The organism is Pseudomonas promysalinigenes, assembly GCF_014269025.2.
Classification (GTDB): Bacteria; Pseudomonadota; Gammaproteobacteria; order Pseudomonadales; family Pseudomonadaceae; genus Aquipseudomonas; species Aquipseudomonas promysalinigenes.
The window spans coordinates 4,741,000-4,758,253 of sequence record NZ_CP077094.1 but is presented as its reverse complement, the minus strand read 5'-3'; the positions used below and the strand labels follow the sequence as shown (position 1 = coordinate 4,758,253).

At 62.2% G+C, this 17,254-nt stretch carries 14 protein-coding genes; 10 read left to right on the top strand and 4 right to left on the bottom strand.

The genetic code is table 11. The annotated features are described in order from the left end of the window. Window positions 1–25: 25 nt before the first annotated feature. The 3 genes from HU725_RS21485 to HU725_RS21475 all read right to left on the bottom strand — a co-directional run bounded on the left by HU725_RS21485 (window position 26) and on the right by HU725_RS21475 (window position 4,793). Window positions 26–727 (bottom strand): SPOR domain-containing protein, encoded by a 702-nt coding sequence (locus HU725_RS21485; protein WP_186476263.1) that lies wholly within the window; start codon window positions 725–727, stop codon window positions 26–28. A 1-nt stretch (window position 728) separates the two neighbouring features. Further along, window positions 729–2,465, bottom strand: coding sequence for an arginine--tRNA ligase (argS, locus tag HU725_RS21480; protein ID WP_186476264.1), 1,737 nt, complete (start codon window positions 2,463–2,465; stop codon window positions 729–731). A gap of 108 nt (window positions 2,466–2,573) precedes the next feature. Further along, window positions 2,574–4,793: a primosomal protein N' gene (locus HU725_RS21475; RefSeq protein ID WP_060479881.1), complete on the bottom strand. Its 2,220-nt coding sequence runs from the start codon at window positions 4,791–4,793 to the stop codon at window positions 2,574–2,576. A 167-nt stretch (window positions 4,794–4,960) separates the two neighbouring features. On the opposite strand from HU725_RS21475, the gene rpmE reads away from it, so the two are divergent. The 3 genes from rpmE (at window position 4,961) to HU725_RS21460 (ending at window position 7,446) form a co-directional block, all read left to right on the top strand. Further along, the gene (rpmE, locus tag HU725_RS21470) at window positions 4,961–5,176 is read left to right on the top strand and encodes a 50S ribosomal protein L31 (RefSeq protein WP_054884221.1); all 216 of its coding nucleotides are present in this window, start codon (window positions 4,961–4,963) and stop codon (window positions 5,174–5,176) included. A 2-nt stretch (window positions 5,177–5,178) separates the two neighbouring features. Beyond that, complete coding sequence (locus tag HU725_RS21465) at window positions 5,179–6,009, top strand: thermonuclease family protein (RefSeq protein WP_186476265.1); 831 nt, start codon at window positions 5,179–5,181, stop codon at window positions 6,007–6,009. A 168-nt stretch (window positions 6,010–6,177) separates the two neighbouring features. Then, entirely contained in the window at window positions 6,178–7,446 is a 1,269-nt protein-coding gene (locus HU725_RS21460; RefSeq protein ID WP_060479883.1) for a malic enzyme-like NAD(P)-binding protein, read from the top strand. A gap of 138 nt (window positions 7,447–7,584) precedes the next feature. Here the strand turns inward: HU725_RS21460 and HU725_RS21455 are convergent, their stop codons facing one another. After that, entirely contained in the window at window positions 7,585–10,038 is a 2,454-nt protein-coding gene (locus tag HU725_RS21455; RefSeq protein ID WP_060479884.1) for a penicillin-binding protein 1A, read from the bottom strand. A 177-nt stretch (window positions 10,039–10,215) separates the two neighbouring features. On the opposite strand from HU725_RS21455, the gene pilM reads away from it, so the two are divergent. The 7 genes from pilM (at window position 10,216) to HU725_RS21420 (ending at window position 17,164) form a co-directional block, all read left to right on the top strand. After that, window positions 10,216–11,079 carry a type IV pilus biogenesis protein PilM gene (pilM, locus tag HU725_RS21450; RefSeq protein WP_186476266.1) on the top strand — a complete coding sequence of 288 codons (864 nt, stop codon included), beginning with the start codon at window positions 10,216–10,218 and terminating at the stop codon, window positions 11,077–11,079. Beyond that, window positions 11,079–11,615 carry a PilN domain-containing protein gene (locus HU725_RS21445; protein WP_186476267.1) on the top strand — a complete coding sequence of 179 codons (537 nt, stop codon included), beginning with the start codon at window positions 11,079–11,081 and terminating at the stop codon, window positions 11,613–11,615. The genes pilM and HU725_RS21445 overlap by 1 nt, the downstream gene beginning before the upstream one ends. Continuing rightward, entirely contained in the window at window positions 11,612–12,628 is a 1,017-nt protein-coding gene (locus HU725_RS21440; protein ID WP_186476268.1) for a pilus assembly protein PilP, read from the top strand. Before HU725_RS21445 ends, HU725_RS21440 begins: the two co-directional genes overlap by 4 nt. Continuing rightward, entirely contained in the window at window positions 12,555–13,820 is a 1,266-nt protein-coding gene (locus HU725_RS21435) for a type IV pilus secretin PilQ (RefSeq protein WP_186476269.1), read from the top strand. Before HU725_RS21440 ends, HU725_RS21435 begins: the two co-directional genes overlap by 74 nt. Before the next feature lie 4 nt (window positions 13,821–13,824). Further along, window positions 13,825–14,343 carry a shikimate kinase AroK gene (gene aroK / locus HU725_RS21430; protein WP_060479889.1) on the top strand — a complete coding sequence of 173 codons (519 nt, stop codon included), beginning with the start codon at window positions 13,825–13,827 and terminating at the stop codon, window positions 14,341–14,343. A gap of 94 nt (window positions 14,344–14,437) precedes the next feature. Then, a complete protein-coding gene (gene aroB / locus HU725_RS21425; protein ID WP_186476270.1) occupies window positions 14,438–15,535 on the top strand; it encodes a 3-dehydroquinate synthase in 1,098 nt (365 codons plus the stop codon). 15 nt (window positions 15,536–15,550) lie between these two features. After that, a complete protein-coding gene (locus HU725_RS21420; RefSeq protein WP_186476271.1) occupies window positions 15,551–17,164 on the top strand; it encodes an AAA family ATPase in 1,614 nt (537 codons plus the stop codon). Window positions 17,165–17,254 lie beyond the last annotated feature (90 nt).

Here is a 17,254-nt window from a genome sequence, read left to right as displayed (position 1 = left end):
GCGTTGTACGGCAAGGCCTTTTTCATTACTGGCGGGTCTGTCGCTGCTGCAGTAGCAGGTTGTTGAAGCCTGCCCCCGACAACTGCTTTTGTGCCCCGGTCAGCTGTTCGCGGTTGCTGAACGGCCCGACCAGCACCCGGTACCAGGTTTCATCCTTCACGGTACCCGACTCGACCTTGACCGCCAGGCCCAGCAGGATGATCTGCGCACGCACTTTGTCAGCGTCGGCCTGCTTGCGGAACGAACCCGCCTGCATGAAGTACTGCGTGGTAGCGGCGGGCTTGATCACCGGAGGTGCCGGGGGCGGGGTTTGCCCCAGCAAGGCGGCCTGAGCGCGTGCGGTATCGATTTTCGCAGCCTCCGCCGGTGTCACTGGAGTGACGGGCTGGGCAGGGACTGGCGGGGTTTTTTCGGGTACAGCCTCCGGCGGCACGATGACCTCGGATTCGGGCAGCAGCGTATAGAAATCGTACTTGGGCTTGACCGGCTGCTGTGCAGAGGCCGCCGTGGTCGACTTGCCGGCCTCGGCCACTTTCTCGGGCTTTTGCTGCTCGGGCTTGGTGCGCTTGATCTCGCCGCCACCCGGTTCGAGCTTCATGAGAAAGACGATGAATGCACCGACCGTCAGGCCTACGGCCAACCATACCCAGCCCGGAATCGGCTGCTTGGCTGGTGCGGTCTGGCGGCTGGCCCCGCGTTTGGGTGCTGGTTTTTTCTTGGCAGCCAACTTACATGCGCTCCAGGGTTTCCAGGCCGAGCAGTTCCAGACCTTGTTTGAGGGTGCGGCCAGTCAGCGCAGCCAGGCGCAGGCGGCTCTGCTGCTGTTCTGGGGTGTCGGCGGCGAGAATCGGGCAGTTCTCGTAGAAGCTCGAGAACAGGCCAGCCAAGTCGTAGAGGTAGCTGCACAGCACATGCGGGGTGCCTTTCTCGGCCACGCTGTTGAGCACCTCACCGAACTGCGCCAAGCGTGCCGCCAGGTCCTGCTCGTGGGCGGCCTGCAGCACGATGTGGCCATCGACTTGGTCTAAGCCTTTGCCCAGCTTGCGGAACACGCCAGCCACGCGGGTGTAGGCATAAAGCAGATACGGCGCTGTGTTGCCTTCAAAGTTGAGCATCAGTTCGAAGTTGAAGCTGTAGTCGCTGGTGCGATGCTTGGACAGGTCGGCGTATTTCACCGCGCCGATGCCAACCACCTCACCGATGCGGCGCAGTTCATCTTCGTCCAGGCTCGGGTTCTTTTCCTTGACCAGCGCGTAGGCGCGATCCTTGGCTTCGTTGAGCAGGTCGATCAGCTTCACGGTCCCGCCATCGCGGGTTTTGAACGGGCGGCCATCGGCGCCGTTCATGGTACCGAAGCCCATGTGCTCCATCTGCATTGGGTGGCCGACGAAGCCAGCACGGCGGGCCACTTCGAATACCTGATTGAAGTGCAGGGCTTGACGCTGGTCGACGAAGTACAAGGCGCGATCAGCCTTGAGCACGTTGCTGCGGTAGCGCACGGCTGCCAGGTCGGTAGTGGCGTACAGGTATCCGCCATCGGCCTTCTGTACGATCACCGGCAGTGGCTCGCCTTCGCTGTTCTTGAATTCTTCGAGGAATACGCACTGGGCGCCTTGGTCTTCGACCAGCAACCCTTTGGCCTTGAGGTCTGCGACCACGTTGGCCAAGTCGGCGTTGTAGGCGCTTTCGCCCATCACGTCGGCCATGGTCAGCTTGACGTTGAGCAGCTCGTAAGTCTTCTGGCAGTGCGACAGCGAGATGTCCTTGAAGCGGGTCCACAGTGCCATGCAGTCTGGGTCGCCGGCCTGCAGTTTGACCACCAGGCCGCGGGCGCGGGTGGCGAACGCCTCGGACTCGTCGAAGCGCTTCTTGGCGGCGCGGTAGAAGTTTTCCAGGTCCGACAGTTCATCACTGGTGATCGGGTTTTCTTCCAGGTAGGCCAGCAGCATGCCGAACTGGGTGCCCCAGTCGCCTACGTGGTTCTGACGAACGACTTGGTCACCAAGAAACTCCAGCACGCGGGCGACGCTATCACCAATGATGGTCGAACGCAGGTGGCCAACGTGCATCTCCTTGGCCAGGTTCGGCGCCGACATGTCGACCACTACCTTCTGCGCAGGGCCTGCCTTGCGTGCACCCAGGCGGGCATCGGCCAGCGCTGCGTCCAGGCGCTGGGCCAGGGCCTCGGTGTTCTGGAAGAAGTTCAGAAAGCCAGGGCCGGCGATCTCGACCTTGCTGATGTCGGCGCTGGCCGGCAATGCGTCGATCAGTTTTTCTGCCAGCTCGCGCGGCTTCATGCCAGCTGGCTTGGCCAGCATCATGGCGATGTTGCTGGCGAAGTCGCCGTGGGTCTTGTCCCGGGCATTTTCCACCTGAATCGCCGGCGAGAGCCCTTCAGGCAGCACACCGTCGGTGACGAGTTGGGTGAGGGCTTGCTGGATCAGCTGGCGAATGGTGTCTTTCATTGGGATCTCTTTTCGACCGCAAGCGCGGTAGGGCGCCTGGATGCGCTGGTGGAAAAACTGGGCATTATCCGTTGCTGGGCGCGGGTTGCCAACCTTTAGGGCACATGCTCAATAAAGGTCCACCGGGTCGACGTCCAGCGACCAGCGTACCTGGCGCCCGCTCGGCAGTTGCTCCAACACTAGCAACCAGGCACTGATCAGTCGATGCAAGGGGGCTCGGGTATTGGCCTGAACCAACAGTTGCGCCCTGAAGCGCCCGGCGCGCCGCTCCATGGGCGCAGGCACCGGGCCAAGCAGCTCGATGCCGGGCAGTTGCTGTTCTGCCACCAGGCGCTCGGCCGCAGCGCAGGCTTGGTCGAGGAAGCCTTCGGCCTGGCCGGGCTTGTGCGCTTCGGCGCGCAGCAGGGCCAGGTGAGAGAACGGCGGCAGCCCAGCATTGCGCCGCTCGTCCAAAGCCTGTTCGGCGAAGGCGAAGTAGCCTTGTTCGGTCAATTGCACCAGCAGTGGGTGGTCGGCCAAGTGCGTCTGGATGACCACCTTGCCCGGTTCCTCGGCGCGCCCGGCCCTGCCCGCTACCTGCACGATCAGTTGGGCCATGCGCTCGCTGGCGCGGAAGTCGCCGGAGAACAGGCCGCCATCGGCATCGAGGATGGCTACCAAGGTCACCCGAGGGAAATGATGCCCTTTGGCTAGCATCTGGGTGCCCACGAGGATGCTCGGCTGGCCGCGCTGAATGGTCGTGAAAAGCGTATGCATGGCGTCCTTGCGGGCCGTGCTGTCGCGGTCCACGCGCAAAATCGGATAGTCCGGAAAAAGCACTTTCAAGCGTTCTTCTGCGCGTTCGGTGCCGGCGCCAACCGGGCGCAGGTCGACATGATTGCACTGCGGGCACTGCTGCGGCAGGCGCTCGTCGTAGCCGCAGTGATGGCAACGCAGCACGCCAGAGCGCTGGTGCACGGTCATGCGTGCATCGCAGCGCGGGCATTCGGACAGCCAGCCGCAGTCATGGCACAGCAAGGTTGGGGCGAAGCCGCGGCGGTTGAGGAACACCAGCACCTGCTGACCGGCCTCCAGGGTCTGGCGAATGGCCTGTTGCAAAGGGCCGCTGATACCGCTGTCCAACGGCAGGCTCTTCACATCCAGGCGCAACATGCGCGGCGGGCGGGCACCACCGGCGCGCTGGTTCATGCGCAGCAGGCGATAGCGGCCGGTAAGTGCGTTGTGCAAGGTTTCCAGCGACGGCGTCGCGGAGCCGAGCAAGATCGGAATGTTCTCTTGCTGGGCGCGTACCAGCGCCAGGTCGCGGGCGTGGTAGCGCAGGCCTTCCTGCTGTTTGTAGGAGCCGTCGTGTTCTTCATCGATGATGATCAGCCCTGGGTTTTTCATCGGCGTGAACAGCGCCGAGCGCGTACCGATGATGATGTCGGCCTCGCCGTCGCGAGCGGCCAGCCAGGCGTCGAGGCGCTCACGATCATTCACGGCCGAGTGCAGCAAGGCGATGCGGGCGTTGAAGCGCTGCTCGAAGCGCGCCAGGGTTTGCGGCCCTAAGTTGATTTCCGGAATCAGCACCAGGGCCTGCTTACCGGCCTCCAAGGTTTCGCGGATCAGTTGCAGGTACACCTCGGTCTTGCCACTGCCGGTGACGCCGGCCAGCAGGAAGGCAGCAAACGCGTCAAAACCCTCCCGCACGGCGTCGAACGCATCGCGTTGTTCGTCGTTCAGCGGTAATTCCGGCTGCGCCAGCAAATGTTCATGGCGTGGCGCCGGCTGGTGGCGGCGTACCTCCAGTTGAACCAGCTCCTTGGCCAGCAGCAGGTCGAGGCTGTCCTTGTTCAGGTTCAGCTTGCTCAGCAGGCTGTGTGCCACGCCGTGCGGGTGCTGGGCCAGGGTCTTGAGGGCATCGCGCTGACGGGGCGCGCGGGCGATGCGTGGGTCCTCCAGGCGTGCATCGGGTGCTACGTGCCAGAAGCGCTCCTGGCGCATCTCGGCGGGCTCGCCCTGGCGCAGCAGCGCAGGCAGGGCCCAGCTCAATGTGTCGCCAAGGCTGTGCTGGTAGTACTGCGCGGTCCATAGGCACAGCTTGAACAGCGCTGGCGGGATCGGCGAAACCGAGTCGAGCAAGGCACTGGCGGGCTTTAGCTTGTCGGCGGGCACCTCGCTCTGTGCACACACCTCCACAAGCACACCGATCATTTCGCGACGCCCGAATGGCACGCGAACGCGCATGCCGGGGGTCAGTGCTTGGCGCGCCATGCTTGCAGGCGCCTTGTAATCGAACAGGCGACGCAACGGGGAGGGCAGGGCAAGGCGCAGAATGACGTCGGGCACGCGTGAGGTCTCGCAGGGCGTTTCGAAGACTGGCGAGCCTAGCAGACGACGGTCGGTGCAAGCGACAACTTGCGTTGGCGCGATGCTCTGGTATTATTTGCCGCCTAATTACGTGCGGTATTCAACAATAGGTGTTGGGTGGCGGCACGCAGCTTGAGGAAGTGACCATGAAAGAAGGTATCCACCCGAACTACGAAGTAGTTGCAGTCACCTGCAGCTGCGGTAACAAGTTCGAAACTCGTTCGACCCTGGGCGACACCCTGGCGATCGACGTTTGCAACCTGTGCCACCCGTTCTACACCGGTAAGCAGAAAGTTCTGGACACCGGCGGCCGCGTACAGAAGTTCGCCGATCGCTTCGGTATGTTCGGTACCAAGAAGTAATCATGCGCATGGCGAACCCTTCGGGCTTCGCAGTGTTGCTGAAAAAGGCGCCCCTTGTGGGCGCTTTTTTTGTGGGCGCAATCTGGCACCTCCCAGCCCTGGCGTTCTGCCCGGTGCCTGACCAGCCGCAGCGGGTAGCGGTGCGCCAAGTGGTCGACGGCGACACCCTGCGCCTGACAGACGGTCGTAGCGTTCGCATGATCGGCATCAATGCCCCAGAGATCGGGCGCAAAGCACAACCCAGCGAGCCTTATGCCGAGGCCGCTAGGCAGCGCCTGCAAGCACTGGTCAAAGCCAGCGACGGGCGCTTGGGGCTGGTGCCAGGCGTGCAGGGCAGGGACAAATATGGCCGCACCCTGGCGCATGTTTATGACCGCAGTGGCAACAATCTGGAAGCACAGTTGCTCAGCGAAGGGCTTGGGTTTCGTGTCGCGGTCGCACCCAATGTGCGGTTGGTGGGCTGCCAGCGCGCGGCCGAGCAGGTGGCGCGCAACAAGCGGGCCGGTCTGTGGGGCAACTCGCCCGTGCTCAGGGCCGAACGTGTAAAGCAATCGGGCTTCGCCGTGCTGACTGGCACTGTGGGAAACATCGAACGCAATCGTGGTGGCGTCTGGCTGGAACTGGACAGGCGTGTGGTGTTGCAGATTCCCGCTCGTCTGCAACCCTCCTTCCCGGCGCGGTTCTTCGATAACCTCAAAGGGCGCCAGGTCGAGGTGCGGGGCTGGGTGAAGGATCGATCCCGCCAGGGCGGGCTCAAGCCAGGGCAGCGGCGCTGGGTTTTACCTCTGACAGACCCCAGTATGCTTGAGCGCACATCAAGCCGAAAGATGTAGACATTTCGCTATTGAATTGTACACACTGAGTGCCGCATGCCCCGTGTGTGATAGCTTAAAGTCGTAGGCTAAAGGCCTTGACACAAGTGACTGACCAGTCTTGTGACTCCCCGGCTCTTTGCGTATCCTCGGCGGCCCGTCAGAACAGTAAATAGCGGAATGCCCACCATGTCAGACCTGAAAACTGCCGCTCTCGAATACCACGCTCAGCCCCGTCCGGGAAAACTGAGCGTCGAGCTCTCCAAGCCCACTGCCACCGCCCGTGATCTCGCCCTGGCCTACAGCCCAGGTGTTGCAGAGCCTGTGCGTGAAATCGGCCGTGATCCTGAGCTGGCTTACAAGTACACCGGCAAGGGCAACCTGGTCGCGGTCATTTCCGATGGCACCGCTATCCTGGGTCTGGGTGACCTTGGCCCACTGGCATCCAAGCCAGTGATGGAAGGCAAGGGCGTTCTGTTCAAGCGTTTCGCTGGTATCGATGTGTTCGACATCGAAGTCGACTCGGAAAGCCCGCAGGCTTTCATTGACACCGTCAAGCGTATCTCGATCACCTTCGGTGGTATCAACCTTGAAGACATCAAGGCTCCTGAGTGCTTCGAAATCGAACGCACCCTGATCGAGCAGTGCGATATTCCAGTGTTCCACGATGACCAGCACGGCACCGCAATCGTGACCGCGGCCGGCATGATCAACGCCCTGGAAATCGCCGGCAAGAAGCTCGAAGATGCCAAGATCGTCTGCCTGGGTGCCGGCGCTGCTGCCATCTCCTGCATGAAGCTGCTGGTCAGCATGGGCGCCAAGGTCGAAAACATCTTCATGATCGACCGCAGCGGCGTGATTCACGCTGGCCGTGACGACCTGAACCAGTACAAGGCCCAGTTCGCCCACGCCACTGACAAGCGCACGCTGGCCGATGCTCTGGACGGTGCTGATGTGTTCGTTGGCCTGTCCGGCCCGAACCTGCTGAGCCCGGAAGGCCTGAAGTCGATGGCTGCCAACCCGATCGTGTTCGCCTGCTCGAACCCGGACCCAGAAATTTCCCCAGAGCTGGCCCACGCTACTCGCAACGACGTGATCATGGCGACCGGTCGCTCCGACTACCCGAACCAGGTCAACAACGTACTGGGCTTCCCATTCATCTTCCGTGGTGCCCTGGATGTTCGCGCCAAGCGCATCAACGAAGAAATGAAGATCGCTGCCGCCATCGCCCTGAAAGACCTGGCCAAGTTGCCGGTGCCTAAGGAAGTCTGCGATGCCTACGGTGTTGAAGGCCTGGAGTTCGGCCGCGAGTACATCATCCCGAAACCGCTGGACGCGCGCCTGATCACCGTCGTCTCCGACGCTGTGGCCAAAGCCGCCATCGAGTCCGGTGTGGCAACGCTGCCGTATCCGAAGCACTACCCGCTCAACAGCGTGGATGAAGTGTTCAACGGCTGATAGCAGCCCTCGCGGCAGTAAAAAGCCCCGGCTCGCGAGAGTCGGGGCTTTTTTGTGTTCGTCTTGAGGGTTGTGGTGGCTGTGAGAGCCAGCGCCGCGCGGGCGGCGCTTGATAGATGCATCACCCCAAGTTGAGGGTCAGAACAGGTCCATAGGCGCCGCTTCATCGGCTGGCAGCGGGCTACCTGGCGCAACGCCATTGCCTAGTTCGTCCACCGACGGTGGCGAGTCCTCGGCCTTGAACAGTTCGAAGTAGGCGTTAGGCGTGCTCGGCGAGGCCGCGCGTCCGCTCACCGGGTCTACTCGCAGGCTGAGGATGCCGTCCGGCTCCGCTGGCGCATGGCTTGGCCTGCCATGCAGCGCCGCGCCCATGAATTTCATCCATATAGGCAGTGCCGCCGTGCCGCCGTACTCGCGACGGCCGAGGCTTTCTGGCTGGTCGAAGCCAACCCACACGGTGGTCACAAAATCGGCGTTGTAGCCTGAGAACCAGGCATCTTTGGACTCGTTGGTGGTGCCGGTCTTGCCGGCCAGGTCGTCACGGCCCAAAGCCAGGGCCCGGCGGCCGGTGCCGCGTTTGATCACATCCTGCAGCATGCTGGTGAGGATGTAAGTAGTGCGATTGTCGACGATTCGTTCAGCGACGGCCGGGGTTTGCGGTGGTGGTGCAACCTCGCCAAGGGCAGAGGGCGCCTCGCCTGGCAGGGCGGAAGTGCTGATCGGTTGCTCCGCAGCAGGCAACCCTGCATTGTCCTCAGCCCCTTGAGGGACGCGGGCTGGATTGGCGGTGAACAGCGTTTCACCACTGCGGCTCTCGATACGGTCGATCAGATACGGGTTCACCTTGTAGCCGCCATTGGCAAAGGTGCTCCAGCCAGTCGCGATTTCCATCGGTGTCAGGGTTGCGGTACCCAGTGCCAGCGACAGGTTGCGCGGCAGGTCCTGCTTGTTGAAGCCGAACTTGGTGATGTAATCGATGGTGCGATCCACCCCCATGGCCTGCAGCAAGCGAATCGAAACCAGGTTACGGGACTTGTACAACGCCTCGCGCAAGCGAATCGGGCCAAGGAAGGTGTTGGTGTCATTTTTGGGGCGCCATTCCTTGTCCAGATACTGATCGACGAATACGATCGGAGCATCGTTGACCAGGCTGGAGGCGGTGTAGCCGCTGTCCAGGGCTGCGCTGTAAATGAACGGCTTGAAGCTCGAACCCGGCTGGCGCTTGGCCTGCATGGCGCGGTTGTAGTTACTCTGCTCGAACGAGAAACCACCTACCAGCGCGCGGATGGCGCCATTGTTCGGGTCGAGGGTGACCAGCGCGCTCTGCGCGGTGGGGACTTGGCTGAACTTGAGCTTGCCATCGTCCAGGCGCTGCAGGCGCACCAGGTCGCCGACCTGCGCGACGTCAGCGGGCGACTGCGGCGAACGGCCTTGGGCGTTGGTGTTGATGTAGGGGCGTGCCCACTTCATGGTGTCCCAGGCAACCTCTTCATCCTTGCCGTCACGGGTCAACACCTTGATGCCGGTTTTCTCGACCTGGGTGACGATGGCCGGCTCCAGCGCGCCGAGGTTACGCTGCTTGTTCAGCTCTTGTTGCCAGGCAGCATGCGTCTTGCCTGGGAAGCGCGCCTCCGGGCCACGATAGCCATGGCGTTCGTCGTACTCGGTGAGGCCGTTGAGGATGGCCTTGTTGGCCATTTCCTGCATATCGCTAGGCACCGTAGTGGTCACGCGGAAACCCTCGGTGTAGGCATCACCGCCATAACGGCCGACCATTTCGGCGCGGGCCATTTCAGCCACGTAAGGTGCGTTCACCTCAGGGGTCGGTACGTGGTAGCTGGCGTTGAGCGGTTCGGCCAGGGCAGCCTGGTAGCTGGCTTCGTCGATCTTGCCGAGCTTGTACATGCGCCCAAGGATCCAGTCACGGCGCTCCTTGGCACGGGCCGGGTTGGCCAGCGGGTTGAAACGTGAGGGTGCTTTCGGCAGACCGGCGATCATTGCCATCTGTGCCAGGCTCACGTCGCGGATCGACTTGCCGTAGTAAACCTGAGCCGCGGCGTCGATACCGTAGGCGCGGTTGCCCAGGTAGATCTTGTTCACGTACAGCTCAAGGATCTCGTCCTTGGTCAGTTCGCGCTCGATCTGCAGAGCCAGCAAAATTTCGCTGGTCTTGCGCGAGAAGCTGCGTTCGCTGGTGAGGAAGTAGTTTTTTGCCACCTGCATGGTAATGGTGCTGCCGCCGGTCTGAATATGACCAGACTTCACCAGCTGGGTAGCAGCACGCATCAGGCTGCTCGGATCGACACCGTAGTGGTTGAGGAAATTGTCGTCCTCGGCTGACAGAAGTGCCTGAATGAACTGTGGCGGAATGTCCGCGAAGCGGATCGGCGAGCGCCGCATTTCGCCAAACTCGGCGATCAGCTTGCCGTCACTGCTAAAGACCCTCAGTGGGATCTGCAACTGGATGCTTCTGAGTGAATCGACCGATGGCAGGTTGGGGCTAAGATACAGAAACGCACCGCTCACACCGAGTACGAGCGCGCAGATGACTGCGACGAAAGACCACCAGAAGAACTTCAGCAGGCGTATCAAGGCTTTTCGGTGTCCAGGTTGAGAGGTGAATTGCGCACGGGGCCGGCGGACGAAAAAACGCTGGGCATTATAAGCACTTTTCGCTTCGCCGGGTGACCGGCCAGGCGGCTCGCTGCACCGTTTGGCCCTTCAGGGCCCGGCAGTGTGGCGGTTCATGGTTGTAACAAGGAAATCGTGATGTTAGGACGCTTTGGCAAGGATGCCAGTTCACTGCTGGGGGTGGAAATCACCTCGGATTCACTGCGGGTTGCCCAACTGCGGCGCCACAGGGGGCGTTATGAGCCGCTTGTCTGGGCGGTGCATGAGTTCGAGCCGCTCGCGCCTGGCAACCGATCGCAGGGGCCAGAGCGCTTGATAGCTACTTTGCGCAACGCGTGTCAGCAATCGGGCAGGCGCCTACGTAGAGCCGCAGTGGCACTGCCCGCCTCGCAGGTCATCTGCAAGCTGTGCCGCTTGCCTGAGGGGCAGGCCCCCAGCCAGCTGGAGGCGCAACTGCTGGGTGATGCGGAGCAGCTCTTCCCTTTCCCACTCGAAGATCTGGCATTGGACTTTCAGGTACTGGGGGACTCCCTGCTGCAACCGGGATGTCAGGATGTATTGGTTGCGGCCAGCCGGCAAAGCTCGCTGCAGCCTTTGGTCGCTGCCTTCGAAGCCGCGGATCTGGAACTCGAGGTGGTGGAAGTTGACACAATTGCCCTGCGTCGCCTGCTGCCGGGTCAAGGCCACAGTGGCGCAGCGCTGCTGCGCATCGAGCCGGGAAGCGCAACGTTGCATGGCTGGCTTGGCGATACCCTGCCTGTCCGGCGTGAGTGGCCGCTGGAGACGGGGGCAGTCCTGGAGCTGCTCAATGAACTGGCAGATGGCCAGATGCCGACCGAACTGCTTGTGGCCGGTGCGTCGGCAATCGGTCAAGACGCGCTGCTTCGCCTGAGTGAGCGCTTTGGCTTGCCGTGCCACCCGTTGCCGCCTGTGGCAGGTGTGCACTGCCAGGACGGCTGCATGGCGTTGGCCTTTGCCTTGGCGCTTGGGAGCCTGCATTGATGTTGCGCCTCAATTTGATGCCCTGGCGAGAGCGGCAGCGCCAAGCGGCGATCCAGCGTTTACGCCTGATGTTGGTAGGGGCTGCAGTGTTGGCGCTGTGCGCCGTCCTGTTGATGGACCAATTGGCTCGTCAGCGCGTTCGCCAGCATGCCATGGCCAGCCACGCCCAGCAGGTCGCAATACAGGCACTCCAGGCGCAGCTCTCTGAACACGAACGCATCACCCAGGCTTACGCCGACGTGCGCAATCAGGTTGCGGCCTTGGCAGGCTTGCGTACCCAGCAAGGGCTGCCAAGCGCAGTGTTTGCCGACCTCGAGCGGGCAATGCCGGAGGGCGCTCGTCTGCGCCACGTGGAGATGGACGGCTCGCAATTGCGCATGGCCGGGATAGCTGCCTCCAGCGCTGTAGTGGCGCAGCTGATGCGTGAACTTGAGCGCTCTGGCGTGCTACGCGACCTGGAGCTCAAACACATCAGGCAGCAGCCGGGCGGCGACGAGTTTCTGCTGCTGGCGCGCGTATCGGCAGTCTGGTCATGAACCTGTTGCGCGGTGGAGAGTTGCTGGCATTGATAGAGCGCTTGCCACTGGCTCGCAGTGCGCTACCGGGCATTTTGTGCATTGTTGTGTTCGGTTTTGGGTGCTTGCTTCTTCTACCTCAATGGCTACAGCGTGAGGAGGTGGCACGTGCTCGGTATGTGGGGCTGCTGGAAGACCAACAAGCTGCAATTGGCGAGGTGAAGGCGCTCGGGCAACTTCGTGAAAACTACGAGGCTGAGCTGATGCAGTTGCAGGATGCTCGCTGGCGCCTGGCTGCCGGCGCAGGCATGAGCGATTTGCTGGATCAGTTGGCCGCTTCAGGGCATGCCCATGGCCTGCACTTCGAGCAACTGGATGTGGGCGAGGAGGTCAAGCGACCTGGCTACTGGCAGACGCCTGTGGATATACGCGTAGTTGGGGGGTATGCAGGGCTTCGAGTGTGGCTGGACGACTGGCTTGGCCAGGTTCGCCTGCTGCGTGCCGAGACGATGCGGCTGGAGCCAACGGAGGATCGGCCAGGGCTGTTGAGCCTTGGTATGCGAGTGTATGTCTATCAAGCCGACGGCTCCGTACCACAGCCGCCATCACTGGCCGATGTGCCTGCTCGCGGTCAGATGCAACCTGTGAGCCTGGATCCGTTTTCTTCCTCGCCGGCTCGTGTAGTGCGCGCAGGGCTTGCCGGTGTTGCGCTGACACAGCTGCAGATGGTCGGCAGCCTGCAGCGCGGTGAGCAGAGCGAAGCGCTTGTGTTGTCGGCTGGGCGTGTGTACCGCGTTCGCCCAGGGGACCGGCTGGGGCGCGAGGGAGGGGTAGTGGTGCAGGTTGGCGAACGGCAATTCGAGGTCCGCGAGCGTCTGTTCGTAGGAGGCGTGTGGCGAGAGCGCACGGTAACGCTGAAGCTCAGGAAGAGCATGAAAACTGAGGCCACGGAGGGCGACGATGAGGCTGTCGAAATGGCTAGTGGTGGGCTTGATGGCCAGTCAGGCGTGTCTGGCAGCGCCCTTTCGGGGTGAGGCCATAACCCTGAACTTCCAGGATGTGGAGGTGCGCTCAGTGCTTCAGGTGCTGGCTGACTATGCCGGGATCAACTTGGTGGCCAGTGACACCGTGCAAGGCAATATCACCTTGCGGCTACATGATGTGCCCTGGGATCAAGCGCTGGATTTGGTGTTGCACAGCAAGGGTCTGGCGCGACGTGAGCAGGGCAATGTGTTGTTGGTCGCGCCCGCCGCAGAGTTGGCCGAGCAGTCTCGCGGTGCCCGTATCAAACAGGAGCTGGACGCACAAATGGAGCCTTTGCGGCGTGAGCTGCTACCGATTCATCACGCCAAGGCCTCGGACCTTGCCGAGTTGCTCCTGGCGACGCTCGCCGATGACGGTATTTTGACCGGCCGTGGCAGTCTGAGTGTCGATACGCGCACCAACACCCTGGTAGCGCACCAGCCGGCTGAGCGCCTGGCCGAGTTGCGCCAGTTGGTCGCACAGCTTGATGTACCGGTCCAGCAGGTGGAAATCGAGGCGCGTATCGTGGAGGCCAATGTCGATTACGAAAAAGGCCTGGGGGTGCGCTGGGGGCGGCAGTTATACGGGGATGCACCACTGTTGGGCAAGGACCTGTTCGTCGACCTGGGCATGGACCGGGCCGCAGCTGGCATTGGCGTAGGGTTGTTGCGCGGCGGTGTGCTGCTGGACCTGGAGCTCAGCGCGATGGAGAAAAGCGGCAACGGCGAAATCATTTCCCAGCCCAAGGTGGTTACGGCTGACAAGGAAACCGCCAGGATTCTCAAAGGCACCGAAGTGCCCTACCAGGAAACCAGCAAAAGCGGGGCGACCTCGGTAGCCTTTCGCGAAGCCTCGCTGTCACTGGAAGTTACTCCACAGATCACGCCGGACGGCAATGTCATCATGACGGTCAAAGTGACCAAGGATGAGCCCGATTTCGTCAATGCTCTCAACGACGTACCACCGATTCGCAAGAACGAAGTCAATGCCAAGGTTCGGGTAGCGAATGGGGAGACCATCGTCATCGGTGGCGTTTACTCGACCGCGCAAAACAATGTGGTCGACAAGGTGCCATTTTTCGGCGATCTGCCGTATGTTGGGCGGCTATTTCGACGCGATGCATTACAAGAGAAAAAATCCGAGCTGCTGGTCTTCCTGACTCCGCGTATCATGAGTGACCAGGCGATTGCTGTGAGTCGTTGATTCTGTGCGAAATTTGATACTTGTAGGGCCCATGGGTGCTGGTAAAAGCACCATCGGGCGCCTGTTGGCCAAAGAGCTGCGCCTGCTGTTCAAGGATTCCGACAAGGAAATCGAACTGCGAACCGGCGCCAACATCCCGTGGATCTTCGACAAAGAAGGCGAGCCGGGCTTTCGTGACCGTGAGCAGGCGATGATCGCCGAATTGTGCGCGCTCGATGGCGTCGTCGTGGCCACCGGCGGCGGCGCGGTCATGCGCGCGGAAAACCGTCAAGCACTGCACGCGGGCGGGCGAGTCATCTACCTGCATGCTTCGGTGGAGCAGCAGGTGGGGCGTACCGCACGCGATCGCAATCGCCCACTGCTGCGCACAGCGAACCCGGAGGCCACCTTGCGCGGCTTGCTCGAGGCTCGCGACCCGCTCTATCGCGAAATTGCCGATCTGGTGGTGGAAACCGACGAACGGCCGCCACGCATGGTAGTGCTCGATATCCTCGAGCGCCTGCAGCAGTTGCCGCCCCGTTAAGCCGGGACTATTCTCGGCCAGCGCCGAGGCGACGTTCAACGTTCCTGCGCGGCGCGCACAGCCGGCGCCGCGCCCAAGTACATTGTGGGGATACATGCAGACACTTAAGGTCGATCTCGGTGAGCGTAGCTACCCGATCTACATTGGCGAAGGCCTGTTGGACCAGGCCGAACTGCTGGCGCCGCATATCCGCGGGCGCCAGGTCGCCATCGTTTCAAATGAAACCGTCGCGCCTCTGTATCTCGACCGCCTGAGCAAAACCCTTGGCGCCTATTCGGTAGTGTCAGTGATCCTGCCGGACGGCGAAGCACACAAGAATTGGCAAACCCTGCAACTGATCTTCGATGGCCTGCTGACTGCGCGGCATGACCGCCGTACTACTGTGGTGGCGCTCGGCGGCGGCGTGATCGGCGACATGGCCGGCTTCGCAGCGGCCTGCTATCAGCGGGGGGTCGACTTCATCCAGGTGCCGACCACTCTGCTGTCACAGGTCGACTCTTCGGTCGGCGGCAAGACCGGTATAAACCACCCCCTGGGCAAGAACATGGTCGGGGCTTTCTATCAGCCTAACGCCGTGCTGATCGATACCACCAGCCTCAAGACCTTGCCTGGGCGCGAGCTTTCGGCAGGCCTGGCTGAAGTCATCAAGTACGGGCTGATCTGCGACAAGCCCTTTTTGGCCTGGCTCGAAGACAATATGCAGGCACTGCGTGCCCTCGAGCCCGCAGCTCTGACCGAGGCGATCCGCCGCTCGTGCGCGGCCAAGGCCGCAGTGGTCGGTGCCGACGAGCGTGAGTCCGGTGTGCGTGCCACGCTCAATCTCGGGCACACCTTCGGCCACGCCATCGAAACCCACATGGGTTACGGAGTGTGGCTGCATGGTGAGGCCGTAGCCGCAGGCACGGTCATGGCCCTGGAGATGTCCATGCGCCTGGGTTGGATCGACCAGGCCGAACGTGATCGCGCAATACGCCTGTTGCAGGATGCAGGTTTGCCGGTGGTGCCACCAGAGGAAATGACCCCGGCGCATTTCATGGAGCATATGGCGGTCGACAAGAAGGTGCTCGATGGTCGCTTGCGGCTGGTGCTGCTGCGCCAGCTGGGGGAGGCCGTGATCACCGACGACTATCCGAAAGAGATTCTTCAGGCCACGCTGTCGGCGGATTACCGCGCGATCGTGGCCCAGCTTTGAGGTTGTGACAGCGTAATGACCAGTTTGCATGCCGATGAGGCGTTCCTCGAACATTACCAGTTGAGCCACGATCCGTTCGCGCCGCGTGTGCCCGGCTTCAAGTTTTTCCCCGCCCAGCGCAAGCCGGTGTTGGGCCAGTTGCATCACCTGGCCCGCTACAGCCAGTTGATGCTGGTGGTCACAGGCCCCGTGGGCAGCGGTAAGACCCTGCTGCGCCAAGCCCTGGTGGCCAGTACCAACAAGCAGTCGGTACAGAGCGTGGTGGTATCGGCCCGCGGCGCCAGCGACGCTGCCAGCGTGCTGGGGCAGGTGGCGCAGACGCTGGAAGTGCCGCAGCCTGAAATGCAGGCGATCTTGAACAAGGTCGTGCAACTGGCGCTAACCGGGCAGGAAGTCTATCTGCTGGTGGACGATGCGGAACAACTCGACGAGTCGGCACTCCAAGCGTTGCTGGAACTGGCGGCAGGGCTCCCGGAAGGGCGCCCGCACGTGTTCCTGTTCGGCGAGCCCTCGCTGATTGCCGGGTTGGATGAGATCCAGATCGAGGAAGAGCGCTTCCACGTCATCGAACTTGCCCCCTACAGCGAGGAAGAAACCCGCGAGTACCTTGAACAACGCCTGGAAGGTGCTGGCCGGGGTATCGAGGTGTTCACCCGTGAACAGCTTGTCGATATTCATGAAAACTCCGACGGGTGGCCTGGCAACATCAATCAGGTCGCCCGCGATACTCTGATCGAAGCCATGATCGCCAGCCGTACCACGGTCAAGCGACCAGCCATGGGGTTCAAAATGCCTAAGAAACACGTACTTGCGCTTTCCGCAGTAGTCGTGGTCGCCGTAGGCGCTGCGGTGCTGATGCCCAAAAAGAGCGACAAGGCCCCTGCCGAGGCGCCTGTGGCCCAGGCCCAGCTGCCATTGGGCGAGGGCAAGCAAGGCGCTGAGCAAGCCAACAATGGCAGCCCGGCCATCGAATTTTCCGGCCAGTCGCAGCCGATGCCGCTGCCACTGGTCGGCCAGTCCCAGCCGGTCATGCGCGAACCGCTGGCCGAGGCTGCGGGTATGGGTGATGGGGACGAAGGCGGCCCTGCCGGCAATACCGCTTTGCAGCCTGGCAATCCGCCTACAGTAACCACTATCGCGCCTCCTCAAGGTGTACCTGCCGGTCCCGCACCGAGCATGGCCCAGGCCACTGCTCCCACGCAGCCTGCTGCGCCTGCGTCCAAGCCAGCGGCGTCTCAGCCGGTCAAGCCGGTTGCGCCAACCAAGCCAGCGCCTACTCAAGTCGCCACCGCCAAGCCAGCCGCCAAGGCCGCGGAAAAGCCTGCCGCTGGCGGTACCGGGAACAGTGGTTGGTATTCGGGTCAGAAACCAGGCAACTATGTGGTGCAGATCCTAGGTACCAGCTCTGAGGCTTCGGCCCAGGCCTTCGTAAAAGCGCAGGGTGGCGACTATCGCTACTTCAAGAAAACCCTGCAGGGCAAACCGCTTTACGTGGTCACCTACGGCAACTTTGCCAATCGCGACGCTGCGGTCGCGGCAATCAAGAACTTGCCAGCGAAGGTCCAGGCTGGTAAACCTTGGCCACGAACCGTCGCCAGCGTCCAACAAGAGCTGGCCTCGGCCCGCTGATCCTGCCGGGCGGCATCACCCCCGCCGCCCAGTTGCTGAGCGATTAAAGACATCCGAATAGCCTGCTGCGCCCGAGCGCGGCAGGCTTTT

What these genes read in the sequence shown, in the direction of transcription:
- argS (WP_186476264.1), bottom strand. Translation starts at nt 2,465, where the DNA reads ATGAAAGACACCATTCGCCAGCTGATCCAGCAAGCCCTCACCCAACTC.
- rpmE (WP_054884221.1), top strand. Translation starts at nt 4,961, where the DNA reads ATGAAAGAAGGTATCCACCCGAACTACGAAGTAGTTGCAGTCACCTGC.
- HU725_RS21465 (WP_186476265.1), top strand. Translation starts at nt 5,179, where the DNA reads ATGCGCATGGCGAACCCTTCGGGCTTCGCAGTGTTGCTGAAAAAGGCG.
- HU725_RS21460 (WP_060479883.1), top strand. Translation starts at nt 6,178, where the DNA reads ATGTCAGACCTGAAAACTGCCGCTCTCGAATACCACGCTCAGCCCCGT.
- pilM (WP_186476266.1), top strand. Translation starts at nt 10,216, where the DNA reads ATGTTAGGACGCTTTGGCAAGGATGCCAGTTCACTGCTGGGGGTGGAA.
- HU725_RS21445 (WP_186476267.1), top strand. Translation starts at nt 11,079, where the DNA reads ATGTTGCGCCTCAATTTGATGCCCTGGCGAGAGCGGCAGCGCCAAGCG.
- HU725_RS21440 (WP_186476268.1), top strand. Translation starts at nt 11,612, where the DNA reads ATGAACCTGTTGCGCGGTGGAGAGTTGCTGGCATTGATAGAGCGCTTG.
- HU725_RS21435 (WP_186476269.1), top strand. Translation starts at nt 12,555, where the DNA reads ATGAGGCTGTCGAAATGGCTAGTGGTGGGCTTGATGGCCAGTCAGGCG.
- aroB (WP_186476270.1), top strand. Translation starts at nt 14,438, where the DNA reads ATGCAGACACTTAAGGTCGATCTCGGTGAGCGTAGCTACCCGATCTAC.
- HU725_RS21420 (WP_186476271.1), top strand. Translation starts at nt 15,551, where the DNA reads ATGACCAGTTTGCATGCCGATGAGGCGTTCCTCGAACATTACCAGTTG.